Genomic DNA, 16,822 nt, shown 5'->3' on the forward strand with positions numbered 1-16,822 from the left:
GGAGAGCAGCCGGGAGATGCAGCGCATGCATGATCGCGTCGAGGGCAGTCCGTCGCACCGAAGCCCTGTCTCGAGCCGCCGCCGGCGTGCGCCGGCGGTGCGCCTCCTCGGGACGCTCGCCGTGCTGCTCGCCGCCGGGGTGGTGGCCGGCATGGGCTGCGGCCAGGAGCCGCCCCCTCCCGCCGTCGCGGCGCCGCCCCTGGGCGCGCAGGCGAACGACGACGCGTGCGCGTGCAGCGGCGGCGTTTATTACAACGGCCAGGCGATCCCGATCGAGGACACCCGGTGTGACAGCTTCGTGTGCGGGCGCGACCTCATCGCCTATCACTGCGTCGACCTCGGCGCGAACGACAACTGGCGCAGCTTCCCGGGGAACAGGTGCGGTGATCTCTCCTGTCGTGACGCAGGGACCTTCTGCGGCGCGGACGTCGTGAACGGCGAGCCCGCGGCCCTGTACCAGTGCGCGGGCGCAGGGCAGATCCCGCTCGAGTGGACGATCTGCGAGGGGGGCTGCCGCGGCAGGGCGTGCACCGACGCCGCGACGAGCGAGTGCCCGTGCGAGGTACCGCCCGTCGCCGGCGGCGAGCACATCCCGCGCACCTGCGGGCAACGCGTGTGTTTCCCGACCGGCGCTGGCAGCGACGGGGTGAAGATGGTGTGCACGGCGGACGGGTGGCAGAGCCTGGGGCTCTCGTGCACGCAGCGCGCGGGCACCTGCAGCGCCTGCCGCGGGGTGCAGGACAGCTTCGACAACGAGGTCACCACGACCGCGTGCGGCGAGACGATCTGCGGCCTCGGGCACGGCAACCGCAGCGAATGGATCTGCGGAGAAGCGGGGTGGCTCGACCTCAATCGCCCGTGCGAGCCGGGCAAGCCGGAGGAGGAGGACGCGGAGTTCGGCCGCTGCCCGGAGCAGTTCCAGGACAAGGACGGGAAATGGAAGTCGGTCGAGCAAGGCCAGACCTTCTGCGGTGATCAGGTCTTTCGCAGCCCCTGGAACAACGACCTGGCGCGGAGCTTCGGCGAGCCCTCGATCCACATCAAGGGGAAGGCGACGCAGCTCTTCGCCTGCCCCGGGCCGGGCGCCCGCCCTGTGCCTTACCGGGACTGCTCCGCGCTCGGCGGCACCGGGGAGTGCAAGACCGTGCGGGAGCTGCCGGCGATGCACTACCACGAGGTCACCGGCGCGCAGCCCCAGGACGACGCCAAGACGATCCGCGACTGGGACCGCTGCGACGAGGCGTGCCCCACGGTCACCGACGCGGTGTACACGAGGGTGGGGCCGGACGACAACGGCTTCTGCCGCCATCTGTTCTGCGGTCAACACGGGATCACCGGCCGCGTCGGGACCTTGTACCAGTGCGCCTACGACAATTGGACGTACTGTCCGCCGTCGGCGGAGTCCACGCGCGCCGTCGTGGGCCGTCCGGTGCCCTACGAGCAGTGCTCCGCGGCGTGCATGCCGCGCGACGCCAAGGGGCATCACGACGTGTGCGATTCCTCCGTGGATCCTCAGGAGCCGTTCGGGATCCCGGATCCGGCGCCCGAGTCGAGCCCGTCGTCGCGCTGCGACGCCATCCGCGATTACCAGGACAAAGTGGTCCCTCCGGCGTCGCGGCGGCGGGGCGCGAGCGTCTGCGGCCGCGGCGGGCAGGTGTTCGAGTGCCGCGATCGGCAGCTCTACCGCCCCGACGGCTGGCACGCCACGGGGATCTCGTGCGGCACCGCGTGCGGGATCTGCGGCCCGGATCCGTACGGGGTCCAGAGCTCGTTCTGCAGATCGATCACGGAGTTCTTCGGCAACACGTGCAGCGACATCACCGCCGACCCGGCGGCGATCCTGTGCAACAACAGCGATGACGTCCTCCTGAACGACCCTGCCTACTGCGGCCACAACCCCGGCCTGCACGCCGCGGGTGACCCGTCGATGCTCTACACCTGCAAGGCGTACTGCGAGCGCGAGGACGGCGCGGCGACGCGCCCGGTGCCGTGCGAGGGGCGCGAAGGCGACGGCCGGAACGGGCGAGAGAGGACGCGGGTCTACCGCTTCGAGCACGCGACCTACTGCCCGCTCGGGTGCATGATCAACGAGCGGGTGAACGACGCGTGCATCGCGCCCACGGGGAAGCTCCAGTTCCCGTTCCCCGACCACAAGATGATCCAGAACATAGGCCACAAGCCGGACTGGAATGAGGGCCGGCACCTCGGCGAGGACATCGGCAAGGCGAGCGGCAGGACGGAGGGCACCTACGTCTTCCCGATCGCCCCTGGCAAGCTCCTCCGGGCGGGCATCAACTGCTCGCAGTACCTCGGCATCGCGCTCGTCGAGCACCGCTTCAAGGAGAACGGCGAGGAGAAGCGGTTCTGCTCCTTCTACGGGCACCTCGACGTGGATGAGCTGGCGATGACCCTCGTGGGACAGGACATCGGCACCGACACGCCGCTCGGGAAGATCGCCTATTGGGACGACATCCCGAGGCAACACAACCTCTATTGCGACAACAAGTGGACGGAGTGCCCGGCGGAGGACAGCTTCCCCTGCGACCCAGGCAATTCGCACCTGCACTACACGGTGCTGTCCCACGCCGAGTGCGCGCGCTTCGACGACGGGGGCGGCGCGCCGCCCGGGTACGACGAGTGCAACACCGCGTCGGCGGTCGGGTACCTCGACACGGAGACGCGGATCGAGTCGTATACCGCGCTCGACGGGACATGCACGATCCCCATCTCGAGCCCCTACGGATACATCTCCCCGGAGTGGTTCGTGACCTCTCGCCACCACTGATGCGCGGCCAGCGGCGGCGCCCGGAGCGGGGAGGCGTCCTCGGCCCGACTGGACGCCTCGCGCCGGCAGGCGCGCAGCGTCAGGCGGAGCTGGGCGGGAGCGGCATCACGCACTCCACGAAATAGCGCAGGATGTCCTGCGGGGTGATGATCCCGACGAGGCGCCCCTCGCGCACCACCGGCAGATGGTGGATCCGGTTCGCGCGCAGCAGGGTCATCACCTCGTCCGTGGGCATGAACTCGTCCACGCAGATGGGCGGGGTGCTCATCACGTCCGCGGCCGTCATGCCCGCGTACTCCTTGCGCAGGAGCACGCCCAGGAGATCCGTCTCGCTGACGAACCCGACGATGTGGTGCCCCCCGTCGATGACCGGCGCGCCGCTCAGGTGATGGTTGGCGAACAGCTGCAGCATGTCGGCGACCGGCGTGCCCTGCTCCAAAGCGATAACGCGCTCGGTCATCAGATTGCGCGCATGGCCCTTCATGGTCCGGGCATGTAATGATCAACACGCAGCGACGTCAAGGGCGTCAACGCACCGCGCCGAGCAGCCCGTCCAGCCGCCGTCCTTCCGCAACGCCCCCGCCCAACGCCCTCCGTCGCGCGACCGCTGCGGACGGCCGAGGGGCGATCGCACCGGCCCGCTCGGCCGACCTCGGCGCCCCCTGCCGACCGCCGCGGCGGCCTACGGGCACGCCGGGGGAGCTCAGGAGGTCGACGGCGGGCCCGGGAGGCGCAGGCCCAGGACGTCGTCCGCTCGGATGGATCGAGCCCGCCGGGCGCCTCCCGGCGAGGAGGTTGGCTGTCAGCGACAGGCCATCCTGTCGCCACCATCGCACTTCGACCGCACCCCATCGCCCCTCCGTCCCCGGTGCCAGCATCGCTGTCCATGATGCCTTGGACAGAGCAGGAGTCTCGCGCCGACAGCGTCGACAGAGCGATCGCGCCGCGACACAAAAAAAGAGATCATTGCGTGCGCGTCGGTCTTTGCCCAGCGGGGTATCAGTGACATCTTTCCATTTGTCTCTGAAGCGGAGATGGCCCCATCGGCCGCTCCGACTCGTGGGCTTCTTCGCGGCTCGTGCATCTGAACAAGATCACGCACCGGTGTTCGATGCGCGTACCCCTTGGCCCGCGCCTCGGCGCCGGTCGTTTCGGGAGCTCGTGGGCCATGCGCTCATGGGCATCCCAGGGGGGCGTTATCCATGGAGCATTCGCCGAAGCTAGCTGCACTCCTCCTGGCCATCGCGGCGCTCTTCGCGAGCGCGTGCGCGGTGGCGCTCGATCCGGACGCTCCGGCCGAGGACGCCGGGGACGCAGCTTCCAACGCCGCCCAGACGGCGAACGCGCTGACGTCGAACGCGCTGACGTCGAACGCGCTGACGTCGAACGCGCTCACGTCGAAGGCGCTGACGTCGAACGCGCTCAGGGCCGAGGCGCTCTCGGGCAACCCGCGCACGGCCGACGCGCTCCGCGACCCGGCCGCGCGCACCCTGCTGAAGTACGTCGCGGGCTGCGCGCTGCCCGCGGGTGAAGGCTTCACCGTCGCCGTGGACGGCGACGAGTTCTCCTTTCCAGGGGAGCTCGGCCTCGCGGCGAGCTGGGGCGAGGAGGGCGGCGCCTGCGACGAAGCGTGCCGGTCCTGGGTCAGCGGCTGCGTCCTCGCGCGCGTCAATTACCTCGGGCACAAGGTGAACATCTCCGTCCGCGGAGATCGCGAGGAGCTCCGGGCCGACAAGGTCGAGCGCTCGGCCTATCCGAGGCGCGAGGCCACGTACTACGGCGACATCTTCGCGCCGCTGCCTCGCTACAACGCGTGCCTCCCCCCCGAGGCTTCGTCGCTCGCGCGCGCCTGCGGGCCCTCGCTCGAGACGTGCGCGATCAAGGTCGCCGGCTCGTGCGACAGCCTGTGCGACGAGCCGAACAGCGACGGAAGCTTCCCGAACTGCCGCGGCAAGGTCCGCAACAGCTCGGGCAAGCTCATCGTCGAGAAGACGCCGAACCCCGGCTCGGTCACCGTGTTCCTGCGCTGACGTGGGCCACGCGGAGATCATCGCGGGGCGCTTCGTCGTCGAGGGCGAGGCCGCCTCCGGAGGGATGGGCACCGTCTACAAGGCGTACGACCGCCTCGGCGGCGCGGCGGTCGCCCTCAAGATCGTCCGGCTGAGGAACGAGATCCAGATCGAGCGGTTCGAGCGGGAGGCCGCCCTCCTCGCCGCGCTCGTCCACCCGGGCATCGTGCGCTACGTCGCGCACGGCAGCACCCCGGAAGGCGATCGCTACCTCGCCATGGAGTGGCTCGACGGCGAGGACCTCGCCGCGCGCCTCGCGCGCGGCGTCCTGCCGGCGAGCGAGGGGCTCTTGCTCGTGCGCCGGGCCGCCGACGCCCTCGCGTTCGCGCACGCGCGCGGCATCGTCCACCGCGACATCAAGCCGAGCAACCTCTTCCTACCGGGCGGGGACGCCGGGCGGGTGAAGCTCGTCGACTTCGGCATCGCGCGGCCCAGCAGCGACGCGGGGCGCGTCACCGTCACCGGAGGCGTCCTCGGCACGCCGGGGTACATGGCCCCGGAGCAGGTCGAGGCGCACAGCGTGCCCGACCCGCGCAGCGACGTGTTCTCCCTCGGGTGCGTCCTCTTCGAGTGCCTCGCCGGCCAGCCCGCCTTCGCGAGCGCGAGCCCCATGGCGGCGCTCAGCAGGGTGCTGCTGATGAGCCCGCCCCGCCTCCGCGACGTGCGCTCGGACGCGCCGGCGCCGCTCGACGAGCTCGTCGCGCGCATGCTCTCCAGGCAGCCCGGCGACCGCCCGCGCGACGGCGCCGAGGTCGCGGCCGAGCTCGACCGGATCGCCGCGATGCGGGGCGGGTGGACCGCGCCGCCCGACGCGCCGACGCTCGCGGGCGGCGCGGCGCCCGACGCGCCGGCCCACGGCCTCGGCCCGCGCGACCGCGCCGCCCTCACGCTGGGCGAGCAGCGCGTCGTGAGCCTCGTCCTCCTCGGCGAGCCCGGCCACGGCGCAGCCCGGGCGCCGCAGCCCGCCCCGCAGGCCCAGGAGGCCCCTGGCGAGCCGCCGCCCGCCTCGCGCAGGTCGCAGCCGCCCGCCTCGCGCAGGTCGCAGCTGCCGCCCGGATCGAGCAGGCTACAGCCGTCCACGTCGAGCGCCCGGGCCGCGGAGATCCGCTCGCTCGTCGAGCTCCACGGCGGCAGGCTCACGCAGCTCGTCCCGGGCGTGGAGATCGTCATGATGTCCGGCCCTGGCAGCGCCGTGGATCGCGCCGAGCGCGCCGCCCAGTGCGCGCTCGCCCTCCGCACCGAGCTCCCGGCCGCACCGCTCTGCGTCATCACGGGGCGGGGCGTCTTCTCCGCGGGCCTCGCCGAGGGCGACGTGATCGACCGCGGCCTCGCCGAGCTCCGCGTGGCGCTCGATGAGCGCGAGGTGCGCGCGGTGCGCATCGACGGCGCGACCGCCGACATGCTCGGCCCGCGCTTCATCGTCGCGCACGCCGCGCCCTCGGCGCCGGGCGGGCCGCTCTTTCTTTACGGCGAGCGCGCCGTGGACGAGATCGCCCCCGCCTTGCTCGGGAAGCGCACCCCGTGCGTCGGCCGCGCCCGCGAGCTCTCGATGCTCCACGGCGTGCTCGCCGGCTGCATCTCCGAGTCGCTGGCGAGCGCGGTGCTCGTCCTCGGGCCGCCCGGCGCCGGCAAGTCCCGGCTCCGCCTGGAGCTCTTCGCCGCCCTGCGGCAGCGGGACGAGCCGATCGAGATCCTCTGGGGCCGCGCCGACTCAGGCTCTCCCGGCTCGCCCTTCGGCATGATCGCGGACGTGCTCTGCCGGGCCGCCGGCCTCCGCGCGCGCGACCCGGCGTGGGCGCGGCAGCGCAAGCTGAAGCAGCGGCTCGGGCGTCACCTGGGCGGCCCGGCGCTCGATCGCGCGGCGGCGTTCCTCGGCGAGATCAGCGGCGCGCCGTCGCCGGAGCACGCCCGCATGGTGCGGGCGGCGCGCCAGAGCGCCACCGGCATGAGCGACGGCGTGGGGGCCGCCTGGGAGGACTGGCTCGCCGCCGAGTGCGCCGCGCGCCCGGTGCTCCTCGCGCTCGAGGACCTCCACTGGGGCGACGCCGCCACCGTGCGCCTGCTCGACGCGACGCTGCGGAACCTCCGCGAGCTCCCGCTCATCCTGCTCGCGCTCGCGCGCCCGGACGTCCACCGGCTGTTCCCGAGCCTGTGGGCCGAGCGCGAGGTGCAGACGATCAAGCTCGGCCCGCTGCCGCGCCGCGCGAGCGCGGAGCTCGTGCGCGCCGCGCTCGGCGAGCCCGTGCCCGAGGGCGTTGTCGCGCGCCTCGTCGAGCGCGCCGGCGGCAACCCGTTCTACCTGGAAGAGCTCATCCGCGCGGTCGCGAGCGGCAAGGAGGAGCTCCTGCCCGACTCGGTGCTCGGCACGGTGGAGGCGCGGCTCGACGCCGAGGGCAACGAGGGCAAGCGCGTGCTCCGGGCGGCCAGCATCTTCGGCGATCGCTTCTCGAAGCGCGGCGTCGCGGCGCTGCTCGGCGGCGAGGAGCGCCTCGCCGACGTGGAGGCCTGGCTGACGGCGCTCGCCGACCGCGAGCTCGTCGCGCCGGCCTCGGCGTCGGCGGGCCTCGCCGACGCCGCCGACTACGTCTTCCGCCACACGCTCGTCCGCGAGGCGGCGTACGCCATGCTGACCGAGCGCGACCGCGCCCTCGGCCACCGGCTCGCGGGCGCGTGGCTCGAGCGGAGCGCCTCCGCCGATCCGCGGGGCGTGGCCGAGCACTTCCGCCGCGGCGGAGAGCCCGGCCGCGCGGTGCGCTGGTACCGCCGCGCGGCCGAGCAGTCGCTCGAGGCGAACGACCTGCGCGCCGCGATCGAGCGCGCCGCGTGCGGCGAGGCGTGCGGCGCCGAGGGCGAGGATCTCGGCGCGCTCCGCCTGGTCGCGGCCGAGGTCAACGTCTGGACGGGCGACCTCGCGGCGGCCGAGGAGCTGGGCGCGTCCGCGGCCGAGCTGCTCCCCGCCGGCTGCGCCGGGTGGTTCCGGGCGGTCACCCAGATCGCCGCCGCGGCCGGGAAGCTCGGCGCGGTCGACCGCGTCGCGCGGTGGGCCGCCGTCGCCGAGGGGATGTCCGCGGCGCCGCCCTCCTTCGCGTCCTCGGCGCCTCCCACGTTCGCGTCCGCGGCGCCTCCCACCGTTGCGTCCGCGGCGCCGCCCTCCGCTGCGCACTTCGCGCCCGGTGCGCCGGCATCCGCGGCCTCCGCGGCGCTGTCCTCCGGCGCGGCCGCGCTGCGCCGCGCCCGGATCGCGTGCTTCTGCGAGTGCGGCGCGCAGCTCGTCTTCGGCGGCCGCTACGCCGAGGCCGACGCGCTGCTCGCGCGCATCGACGAGGATCTCCGCGCGCATCCGCCGCCGGACGCCGAGCTCGTCGCGATGGCGCAGCAGCTCCGCGCGATCCGCGCCTCGGCCGGCGGCGATCCCGAGGCGTGCCTCGAGGGCCTGGAGGCGGCGCTCGCCGCCTTCGAGCAGGCCGGGGACAGGCGCAGCGCGTGCGTCATCGGCGCGAACCTCGGCTTCATCTACGCCGAGCTCGGCGAGCTCGGGGCGGCCGAGTCCGTCCTGCGCGCCGCCCTGGAGGCCGCCGACCGGATGGGGCTGCGCGAGCTCGAGACGGTCGCGCTGCACAACCTCGGCCACGCGCTCGGGCTGCTCGGCAAGCTCGACGAGGCGCAGCTCGTCGAGCGGCGCGCGGTGGAGGCGTTCCAGCAGCGGGGCGACCTCCGCATGGAGGGCGTGGCGCGGACCTACCTCGCGAAGATCGCGCTCCTCTCCGGCGACGCCGCGACCGCCGAGCGGGAGGCGCGCGCGGCCGAGGCGGCGCTGCACGTGGCCCCCCGGCTGCGCGCGGCCGCCGTGGCGGTGCGCGCGCGAGCGCTGCTCGCCGCGGGCGAGGTCGCGGCGGCGCTCGGCGCGGCGCGGGCGGCGTTCGGCGAGCTCGCGGCGCTCGGATCCCTGGAAGAAGGCGAGTCGCTCGTGCGGCTCGCCTACGCCGAGGCGCTCGCGGCGTCCGGCGCCCACGGCGAGGCGTCCGCGGTGCTCTCGGAGGCCAGGGAGCTCCTGCTCGCGCGGGCGCGGCGGATCGCGGACCCGCGGCGGCGCGAGCGGTTCCTGACGGCGGTGCCCGAGAACGCGAGCATCGTCCGCGGCGCGCGCGGTGCGACGGCGACCTAGCCGCCCCGAGGGCTCGCGCCCTCCGCCTCGCCCGTCCGCGTGCCCCCGGGCCTCGCCGCGACATGGGCGGCTCTGCGCTCCCGCGCTGATGCCCTGTCGCGCCGCCTGGACCGACGTGACCCGTGAAGGGGAGGACACCGGCCTTCCGATTGTCCAGGATACGCGAGGTGCTTGTCGCGCTGAGAGCCTGTGAGTTCTGCTTGATTCGAATTAAACAAATACTCTATCAGAGGTGACAGGTGATCAGACGAGCTCATTCCTCCAGCATGCGCGCTGCACGACCCACCGCCGTCACACCCGCTCGAAATCAGAGAGTCGAGAGAAAACGATGGGCCGGGCGCCGGACGTGGATTGACGCATTGCGGTGCACGGCGGGAGCTGTCGTGGTGCTGCTCTCGCCAGGATGCGTCGCGTCGATGGACGAGCCGGCGGACGTGGAGCGCGCCGAGGTCGGCGAGGCCGCGCTGGCGATGAAGAGCTATGCGCAGACGCGGTATCCGATCGTGCTCTGTCACGGGATGGCCGGCTTCAAGGCGATGTTCGGGGTGATCGACTACTTCGGCGGCATCGCGTCGGCGCTGCGCTCCGGCGGAGCGGAGGTGTATGCCGCCGAGGTCCCCCAGTTCGACAGCACCGAGGCGCGGGGGGAGGCGTTGCTCGCGCAGGTCGAGGATATCGTCGCGCGCACCGGGAGCGGGAAGGTCAACCTGGTCGGGCACAGCCATGGCGGGCTCGACGCCCGGTATGTCGCCGCGGTGCGGCCGGATCTCATTGCGTCGGTGACCACCATCGGGTCTCCGCATCAGGGGGCCGAGCTCGCCAGTTTCCTCCAGGAGAACCTGCGAGAGGGCGGGCTCGCGGAGGGGGCGCTCTCGCTCCTCGCCAACGGCCTCGGCGCGGTGCTCAGCCTGCTCAGCGGGCACACGGCGCCTCAGGACGCGATCGCCGCCGTCAGATCGCTGTCCGCCGCCGGGATGCGCGAGTTCAACGCGCGTTACCCCGCCGGGCTGCCCGACGGCCGGTGCGGGCAGGGCCCCGCCGAGGAGGGCGGCGTGCGCTTCTTCTCGTGGTCGGGGACAGCGGTCGTCACGAGCCTCATCGATCCGACGGACCTGACGCTCAAGCTCATCTCCACCCTGTATTCGGAGTCGAACGACGGGATGGTGGGCAGGTGCAGCTCCCATTTCGGGGAGGTGGTCCGCGACGACTATGCGATGAACCACCTCGACGAGGTCAATCAGATCTTCGGGTTTATCAACCTGTCTGGCCCGAACCCGAAGTCCGTGTTCCGGTCGCACGCGAGCCGGCTGAAGGCCGTCGGCCTCTGACCTCCTGGAGGGCTCTTCGTGGCGCGTCGTGGCAGGACCGCTCTCTTCGTGGCCATGGCGCTCGTCGCGACGGTCGGCGTGGGGCGCCTCCTCTCGGGGGAGCGGACACGGCCGGCGGCGCCCTCGGTCCGATCGAACGGGATCGCGCGCCCCGCTCGGAAGGAGGCGCTGCCCGCGCTGTCGGTGGCGCCGGCCCCCACGCGCGTCCGGCAGGCGCTGTCGGTATCGCCGCGGCCCCCTGCGGCGCCGCGCCCGCCGGCGAGCGCCGCGCCGCCCTCGCTCCGCGGCACCGACGTCGACGGCGCGGTGACCGTCGACGAGCGCGGCGATCTGGTCGTCGGCCCGGAGCTGCTCGGTCTGTTCGACTACTTCCTGAGCGCCACCGGCGAGGAGCCGGCGCCGGCGATCCGGGCCCGCGTCGTGGCGGCGATCCGGGAGCGGGCGGCGGGGCGCGGAGCGGAGCAGGCGATCGCGCTGTTCGACCGGTACCTCGGCTACCGCGAGGCGGCCGGCGCGGCGCGCGTCGCGCAGGAGGCCGATCCGGCGGCGCGCCTCGCCGCGCTGCGCGCGATCCGGCGCGCATGGTTCGGCGAGACGGCCGCGGCGCGGCTGTTCGGCGACGAGGAGCGGGAGATCGAGGCAGCGATCGAGGAGTCCCGCATCCTCGCGGACGAGGCCCTGTCGCCGGAGGAGCGCGACGCGCGGATCGCGGAGGTCGAGGCGGCGCTGCCGGAGGCCGTCCGCGAGGCGCGGGAGGCGGCGACGCGCCCGCTCGCGCAGCAGGCCGAGGAGCAGGCGCTCCGGGACGCGGGCGCGTCCGACGAGGAGCTGCGCGAGCACCGGGTCGCGACGGTGGGCCCCGAGGCCGCGGACCGGCTCGCGGAGCTCGACCGGCAGCGGGCGGCCTGGCAGCAGCGCCTCGACGCGTTCGCCGGCGCGCGCGCGGACATCGAGGCGACGGTGGCCGATCCCGACGCGCGGCGCGCCGAGGAGGAGGCGCTGCTCGAGGGCTCGTTCACGCCCGAGGAGCGGCTGCGCGTGCGGGCGATCCTCAACCTCGCGCCTCCCGCGGTGACGGGAGCGCCTACAGCGATCCGCTGATCGAGAGCCCGAGCCCGCCGGGGGTGACGATCGGGGCCGCGCCCACCTGGAGCACCTGGCCGCGCTGCAGCGGCACGCGCACCTGCGGGGGCATGGCGATGCCGCCGAGCAGCATCCCAAGGCCGACGGCTTGCCCGGCGCCGAGGAGGGAGAGGCCGACCGCGCTGGCCGCCGTCGGCCGCCCCGTGCCGAGGTGAATCCACGGACCCGCGAGGGGGATCAGCAGCGAGGCGGGGTTGGCCGAGGTGCGTTCTTGGCGCCGGAGGATGAAGCAGGCGCCCTGGGAGCACTGCGGCACCAGCCGGATCCGCACCTCCGGCTGCGCGAGGGAGAGCGCGGCGCCGCGGACGGCCGACGCGACCCAGAAGCCGCCCAGGGTCGACGCGCCCGCGATGATCCAGCGCGCCCTCCGCGGGTTCGCGACGTAGGTGGCGGTCGCGACCCGCTGCGGGGCGCGCTGCGTGATGGTCGCGGTCTGCTGCGGCGGCGCGACACGACCCTGCGCCGGGGCCTGAGGGGAGATGGCCTGAGTCGGGTCAGCAGCGGAAGCGCTGGAGATGCCGAGACAGAGGCCGATCCCGAGAAGCCCGGCGAGCCCCTGGACGACGCCTTTCCCCCTTGTTGACCTACCGCTGGTTCTCCCTGTCTTCGAAGTCCACATGCGCCCCTCCCGGTGCCATCGACGCACCTGCGCTGGAGAGAGCAAGCCACGGGCCTCCTCCGGGAGATGCCTTTCGCCCCCGTCGCTCGATCGCCCGGGATCCGGGGCAGGGAGGTGCAGTGAGCACAGAGGGCAAGGAGCGCACAGCGATCCTCTGCGATCCCCTCGGAGTCCTCGGCGCCGCTGCGATTCCCCTTCATGGAGAGGAGATGCCGAGTCCCGCGTCCCGGGAAGACGCCGCAGACGAGGAGATCCTCCGGTAGCGGCGCCGGCTCACGGGCGCGCCCGCGCTCACCGCAGGATCAGGCACGTCGTGGTGGCGTGGGCGTAGAGGGTGCCGTCGGCGTCGCGCAGCGTCCCGTCGGCGGTGGCGTGGCGCTTGCCGAGGTGGACGACCCGGCCCTCGGCGATGAGCTCGGGCCCGCCGGCGCGCGGGGCCTTCACGAAGCTGACCTGGAGCGAGACGGTCGAGTAGCCGACCCCCGCCTCCAGGGACGCGTGCACGGCGCAGCCCATCGCGGAGTCGAGCATCGTGCTCAGATAACCGCCGTGGACCATCGCGATCGGATTCTGGTGCTGCTCGCCGGGAGATCCGGTGATGACGACCCGGCCAGCCTCCACCGCCGCGACCCGCAGCCCGAGGAAGCTCGCGATCGGCGCCATCGGCAGCTCGCCGTTCATCATGGCCGTGAGGTAGGCGAGGCCGGACATCGATCTCACCTTCTCCACCGCCGGCGCAGGATCTTGCCACGTCACCACCAGCTGTCGTTCCTGATTCGTCGTCATGATTCCCTCTCTCCGTGTTCCTGAATCTGACGTTTGTAACGTCTGTGACGTCCGTGACGTCCGCGCGAGCCCGCGATCGATGGGCCTCGGAGCCTATCCGTGCAAGGAAGCGAGCTCAAGGCCACCGATGTCCTTCCGTTCGGCGCGGCGCGCGCCGGAGATCGCGACGCGCGCGGCCTGCACCTCCTCGTCGCTGATCACCGCGCGGACCATCTCGGCGATCCGCCTCCAGACGGAGTCCCTGCGGTACGGGAGCCCGACCTCCCTGCACAGCGCCTCGACCTCCCGCGCGACCTCAGGGTATTGCCGGAGCGGCAGGTCCGGCCAGAGGTGATGCTCGATCTGATACCCCATGTAGCCGTGCAGGAAGTCGGCGGCGCTGCTCGGGCTCTCGTAGTTCACCGATCCGACGATCTGCCGGACGTAATACTCCTCGCGGCTGCGCGCGGCGCCCTCGAAGATGGGGATATCCAGGCCGGTGTGGGTCGGCGCGATCACCGCGAAGCTGTGCAGGTTCGACAGGAGCTCCGCCACGACGCTGTTGACGAGCACGCCGAGCGCCGCCCAGCGGCCGAGCGGCAGGAACGCGAGCGGCAGGACGACGAAGTGCACGAGCGCATACGGCAGGTACGAGCGGAGCAGCATCTCGCGGTCGAGCAGCACGCCTGGCGACCAGGCCGCGCGCTCGCGCCCCTCCGTCGAGGCCTCGGCCGCGCGCTCGCGCCGCTTGCGGAGGGCGCTCCGGGTGGCCGGGCCATAGTAGAGCCACTTCCAGGTGCACGCGGTCACGAACAGCGCGAGCGCGCGGACGAGCTTCGGTTTACGCTTCAGCCACGCCATGTTGACGGCGACGCGGTCCGGGTCCCGCTCGTCGCCGGTGTAGCAGTGATGAGAGACGTTGTGCTGCGCCTGCCATGCGTCGGCGTCCAGCCAGTCGAACCAGTCCCACAGGCTGCGCCGGCCCCGCGCGAACGTGCGGCTGTTCCAGGCCGGGTCGCCGCCGGCGACGCCATCATACGCCTTGTGGAGGACCGGGTGCGCGACGACGACCCACCTGGCGAACCGGCCAAGGGCGATGAGGATCATCGAGATCGGGTTGGGCCCGAGCGCGGACGTCGCGTACCCGAGGGCGGAGAAGACGCGGCCCAGCAGGGACAGGCGCTTGATATGGCGGAGATCCTCCGCGCCCGTCCGGGCCGAGGCGCCGGCGCGGATCGCCCTGATGCCCGCCATCAGCCGCCGGGCATCGTCGGCCGAGAGCGAGGTCATGCGAGGGGCCGTGTCGGTCGCTGCGGGCGCGGCGCGGGAGAACACATCATCGGTCTTCATCGTGAGCTCCGTCCTCTGCGTCTCGAGCGAAGCGAGGCGTGTCATGGCCATGGTGATGATTCGAGCGCTCATGACGCGCCCCCGGGGGCCTGGTGCCGCCGCAACCAGGCGGCGATCTGCTCGTACGGAGTCCGAGGCACGGCCGGGTCGAGGCCGAGATCGAGCCTGCGGGGAAGCGCGATATGGCCGCCGCCGTCCATCCAGACGACGCGGACGGGCGACGAGAGCCCCCCACGCGCTGCCAGGCCGGCGAGCGTCGCCGGGGGCACCATCGGATCCTGGCGCGAGTACAGGAGCAGCGCCGGGGTGGCCAGCGAGCCAAGGATCCTCCCGGCGCCCTGGGCCTCGTAATAGGCCGTGGGATCGCGGAAACCGAAGCGGCGGACCACCGTCAGGCGGTCCCACTCGCGCAGCGTCGCCGCCCGATCGACGGCCGACGGCGGGACGGGCATCCGCCGCCGCCGCGAGATCTCCCGGTACATCCGCTTCAGCCCCCCGAGGACGTGGCGCCGGTACACGACGCTCTCGGGGCGATCCATGTGGCTCACGGCGCGATCGAGGTAGAGGGGCGAGCAGATCGAGGCCACGGCCGCGAGCCGCGGGTGCCCCGCCGCGGCGAGGTGGAGCGCCACGTGTCCGCCCATCGAGAAGCCGACGACGAAGATCCGCTCGTGGCGCGCGACGACCGGATCGCCGCTCAGCACGGCCGCGAGGTCCTCCCAGAGCCCCGCGTGGTGGAGATCCTCCGGGTCGCACGACGAGCCGCGCTGGCCGAGTCGCAGCACCGACAGCCCCTGCGCGCGCAGGGCAGCCGTCGCCGCGCGCAGGTAGGCCGAGCGCACGTCGCCGCCCATGCCGTGCAGCAGGACGACAAGGTCGCGGCTGCCCGGGGAAGGGAAGTACAGGCCGGTCAGCGTCGCCGCGCCGTACGGCCCGCCAGGGACGCGGAATCGCCAGGGGACCGCGGACGTGAGCTCCGGGGTGAGGCTGCTCGTGACGAAGCCCGCGATGGTCGCGGCGTGGCCGCGCGCGAGGCGCACGAGAGGCGCGCGCTCTCCCTGCTGCGCGGTGAGGGGCTCGGGACGCTGCATCAAGGATGCGCGATGAAGGGCGTTCTGCTCGATCATGGGTCCTCAACCTCTTCCTCTCCGCCGCGAGGCGCGCTGTCCGGCACGAGCTCCTGATCCGCGGGTGTTCGCCGAGGAGCCGGGCCGAGCGACAGCCGGCCACGGCCGGTACGGGGCGGCGTGGGTGCGGCGGCGAGAGGCGTCATTGCAGCAAGGATGCCAGTCTCCAGCTGGCCTCGTGGGCCGCCCTCCGCCCGGACGCGGGCGCATCACGCGCCCTCGGGGCTTCAGCGAGCCCAGGCTGGTTCGGCGCGGACACCCGCTTGCTCGATCGAGCAACGCGCCGCGCCGCCGGCGGTGCATGCGGCCAGCCGGGGTAAAGGGGCCAGCCGCCAGCTGGAGGTCCGGGCCTCCATGTGAGGAGCGCCCCCGCGGCGCGGCGTGAGGGCTCCGGACGCCGAACCGCCGCGCCGGACGGGCGGAGTCGCGCCGGAGCGGGCTGGCATCGCGGTTGCCATGCACGAACCGGCATCGACGAAGGCATCCCGGCCGCGCTGCTCGCCGGCCGCGCCAGCGTCCCTTGCAGACCCGAGGTCTGCGCGAAGGAGCATACCCATGAATCCCGTGGCAATGTCTACAGGGGCTGTCCAGATCGTGGCGGGCGTCGTGATCGGTTATCTCACGGTCTCCATGGCAGAGTCGTTTCTCCACCGGAACGCGCTGCACGCGACCCTCAAGGTCCGCAGCGCGGCGAAGCGGCTCGGTCGCGTGGGCCACCCGCTCTTGCGCGCACATACGAGTCACTCGGTTGTGCATCACGGCAAGACCTACCGCGTGAGTCACGTGCGGCAGTTCGAGAGCCGCGAGGAGCAGGAGCGGCTGGATCGCTGGATCGTCGAGACCCAGGGCGACCGGCGGATGATCCGCGAGCAATACGGCGTCTCGCTGGCCGGCCTGGGGATCCTCGCGTTCGCCGCCCCCGTGCTGCCGTTCTTCGCGCTGTACGCGATCTTCCTCCCGGCGGCGGTGGTCGTCGGCGCCTTGCTGCCGCTCGTGATCTACCCGCTTTCGTCGCTCGTCCTCCACCCGTACCTGCACATGCCGCGTGCCGAGGCCATGGCCCGCGCGTCGCGGCCGATGCGGTGGCTGCTCGGCACGCGCTACGTGCGCTTCATCTCCCGGCATCACTACCTGCACCACCGGTACATGCACTGCAATTACAACCTCCTCTGGCTCGGCGACCTGCTCCTCGGGCGGCACCGCCGGCCGAGCGACGAGGATCTCGCCGAGATGCGCGGCCAGGGGATGATCTGCTGAACCCGTGGGTCAGAGATCCTGACAGGGCTCTTCCGCGCGGGCGGAGAGATGTTCAACGCAAAGACGCCAAGAGCGCAAAGACGCCAAAAAGCAAGGTGTCTGTCCTTGGTTGCGCCTTCGCGGAAGAGGTGCTCCGGGGGGGCTCACGGCGCTGGACGCGCGCCGCGGTAGAAAATTACACCACGACGCGTTGCCGGCAGGGAAGACCGTCGTG

The 16,822-nt window shown here is 72.9% G+C and carries 11 protein-coding genes; 6 read left to right on the plus strand and 5 right to left on the minus strand.

Annotation, left to right across the window (positions count from 1 at the left end; translation table 11 throughout):
* The first annotated feature begins 16 nt into the window (after positions 1–16).
* A complete protein-coding gene (locus WME95_RS19660; protein WP_437909871.1) occupies positions 17–2,785 on the plus strand; it encodes a hypothetical protein in 2,769 nt (922 codons plus the stop codon).
* A gap of 79 nt (positions 2,786–2,864) precedes the next feature.
* Here the strand turns inward: WME95_RS19660 and WME95_RS19665 are convergent, their stop codons facing one another.
* Complete coding sequence (locus tag WME95_RS19665; RefSeq protein ID WP_437909872.1) at positions 2,865–3,245, minus strand: CBS domain-containing protein; 381 nt, start codon at positions 3,243–3,245, stop codon at positions 2,865–2,867.
* Between the two features lie 742 nt (positions 3,246–3,987).
* Between WME95_RS19665 and WME95_RS19670 the strand changes: the two genes are divergently transcribed.
* The 4 genes from WME95_RS19670 to WME95_RS19685 all read left to right on the plus strand — a co-directional run bounded on the left by WME95_RS19670 (position 3,988) and on the right by WME95_RS19685 (position 11,448).
* A complete protein-coding gene (locus tag WME95_RS19670; protein ID WP_437553690.1) occupies positions 3,988–4,815 on the plus strand; it encodes a hypothetical protein in 828 nt (275 codons plus the stop codon).
* Between the two features lies 1 nt (position 4,816).
* Positions 4,817–9,019 (plus strand): serine/threonine-protein kinase, encoded by a 4,203-nt coding sequence (locus WME95_RS19675; RefSeq protein ID WP_437909873.1) that lies wholly within the window; start codon positions 4,817–4,819, stop codon positions 9,017–9,019.
* 416 nt (positions 9,020–9,435) lie between these two features.
* Positions 9,436–10,347, plus strand: a complete 912-nt coding sequence (locus tag WME95_RS19680; RefSeq protein ID WP_437909874.1) for an esterase/lipase family protein — start codon at positions 9,436–9,438, stop codon at positions 10,345–10,347.
* A gap of 18 nt (positions 10,348–10,365) precedes the next feature.
* Positions 10,366–11,448: a lipase secretion chaperone gene (locus WME95_RS19685; RefSeq protein ID WP_437909875.1), complete on the plus strand. Its 1,083-nt coding sequence runs from the start codon at positions 10,366–10,368 to the stop codon at positions 11,446–11,448.
* Here the strand turns inward: WME95_RS19685 and WME95_RS19690 are convergent.
* The 4 genes from WME95_RS19690 to WME95_RS19705 all read right to left on the minus strand — a co-directional run bounded on the left by WME95_RS19690 (position 11,432) and on the right by WME95_RS19705 (position 15,351).
* On the minus strand, positions 11,432–12,109 hold the full coding sequence (locus tag WME95_RS19690; RefSeq protein ID WP_437909876.1) for a hypothetical protein: 678 nt from the start codon (positions 12,107–12,109) through the stop codon (positions 11,432–11,434). The two genes, WME95_RS19685 and WME95_RS19690, sit on opposite strands and share 17 nt — an antisense overlap.
* 291 nt (positions 12,110–12,400) lie before the next feature.
* Entirely contained in the window at positions 12,401–12,895 is a 495-nt protein-coding gene (locus tag WME95_RS19695; protein WP_437553700.1) for a PaaI family thioesterase, read from the minus strand.
* A 93-nt stretch (positions 12,896–12,988) separates the two neighbouring features.
* Positions 12,989–14,269, minus strand: a complete 1,281-nt coding sequence (locus WME95_RS19700) for a fatty acid desaturase family protein (RefSeq protein ID WP_437909877.1) — start codon at positions 14,267–14,269, stop codon at positions 12,989–12,991.
* A 23-nt stretch (positions 14,270–14,292) separates the two neighbouring features.
* On the minus strand, positions 14,293–15,351 hold the full coding sequence (locus WME95_RS19705; protein ID WP_437909878.1) for an alpha/beta fold hydrolase: 1,059 nt from the start codon (positions 15,349–15,351) through the stop codon (positions 14,293–14,295).
* Between the two features lie 555 nt (positions 15,352–15,906).
* Here WME95_RS19705 and WME95_RS19710 point away from each other — a divergent pair.
* On the plus strand, positions 15,907–16,608 hold the full coding sequence (locus tag WME95_RS19710; protein WP_437909879.1) for a hypothetical protein: 702 nt from the start codon (positions 15,907–15,909) through the stop codon (positions 16,606–16,608).
* The last annotated feature ends 214 nt before the right edge of the window (positions 16,609–16,822 follow it).

The organism is Sorangium sp. So ce327 (assembly GCF_051530205.1).
Lineage (GTDB): Bacteria > Myxococcota_A > Polyangia > Polyangiales > Polyangiaceae > Sorangium > Sorangium cellulosum_B.

Excerpts from the sequence above, each read along its gene's own strand:
- WME95_RS19660 (WP_437909871.1), top strand. The coding sequence starts at position 17 with ATGCAGCGCATGCATGATCGCGTCGAGGGCAGTCCGTCGCACCGAAGC.
- WME95_RS19665 (WP_437909872.1), bottom strand. The coding sequence starts at position 3,245 with ATGACCGAGCGCGTTATCGCTTTGGAGCAGGGCACGCCGGTCGCCGAC.
- WME95_RS19670 (WP_437553690.1), top strand. The coding sequence starts at position 3,988 with ATGGAGCATTCGCCGAAGCTAGCTGCACTCCTCCTGGCCATCGCGGCG.
- WME95_RS19680 (WP_437909874.1), top strand. The coding sequence starts at position 9,436 with ATGGACGAGCCGGCGGACGTGGAGCGCGCCGAGGTCGGCGAGGCCGCG.
- WME95_RS19690 (WP_437909876.1), bottom strand. The coding sequence starts at position 12,109 with ATGTGGACTTCGAAGACAGGGAGAACCAGCGGTAGGTCAACAAGGGGG.
- WME95_RS19695 (WP_437553700.1), bottom strand. The coding sequence starts at position 12,895 with ATGACGACGAATCAGGAACGACAGCTGGTGGTGACGTGGCAAGATCCT.
- WME95_RS19700 (WP_437909877.1), bottom strand. The coding sequence starts at position 14,269 with ATGACACGCCTCGCTTCGCTCGAGACGCAGAGGACGGAGCTCACGATG.
- WME95_RS19705 (WP_437909878.1), bottom strand. The coding sequence starts at position 15,351 with ATGATCGAGCAGAACGCCCTTCATCGCGCATCCTTGATGCAGCGTCCC.
- WME95_RS19710 (WP_437909879.1), top strand. The coding sequence starts at position 15,907 with ATGAATCCCGTGGCAATGTCTACAGGGGCTGTCCAGATCGTGGCGGGC.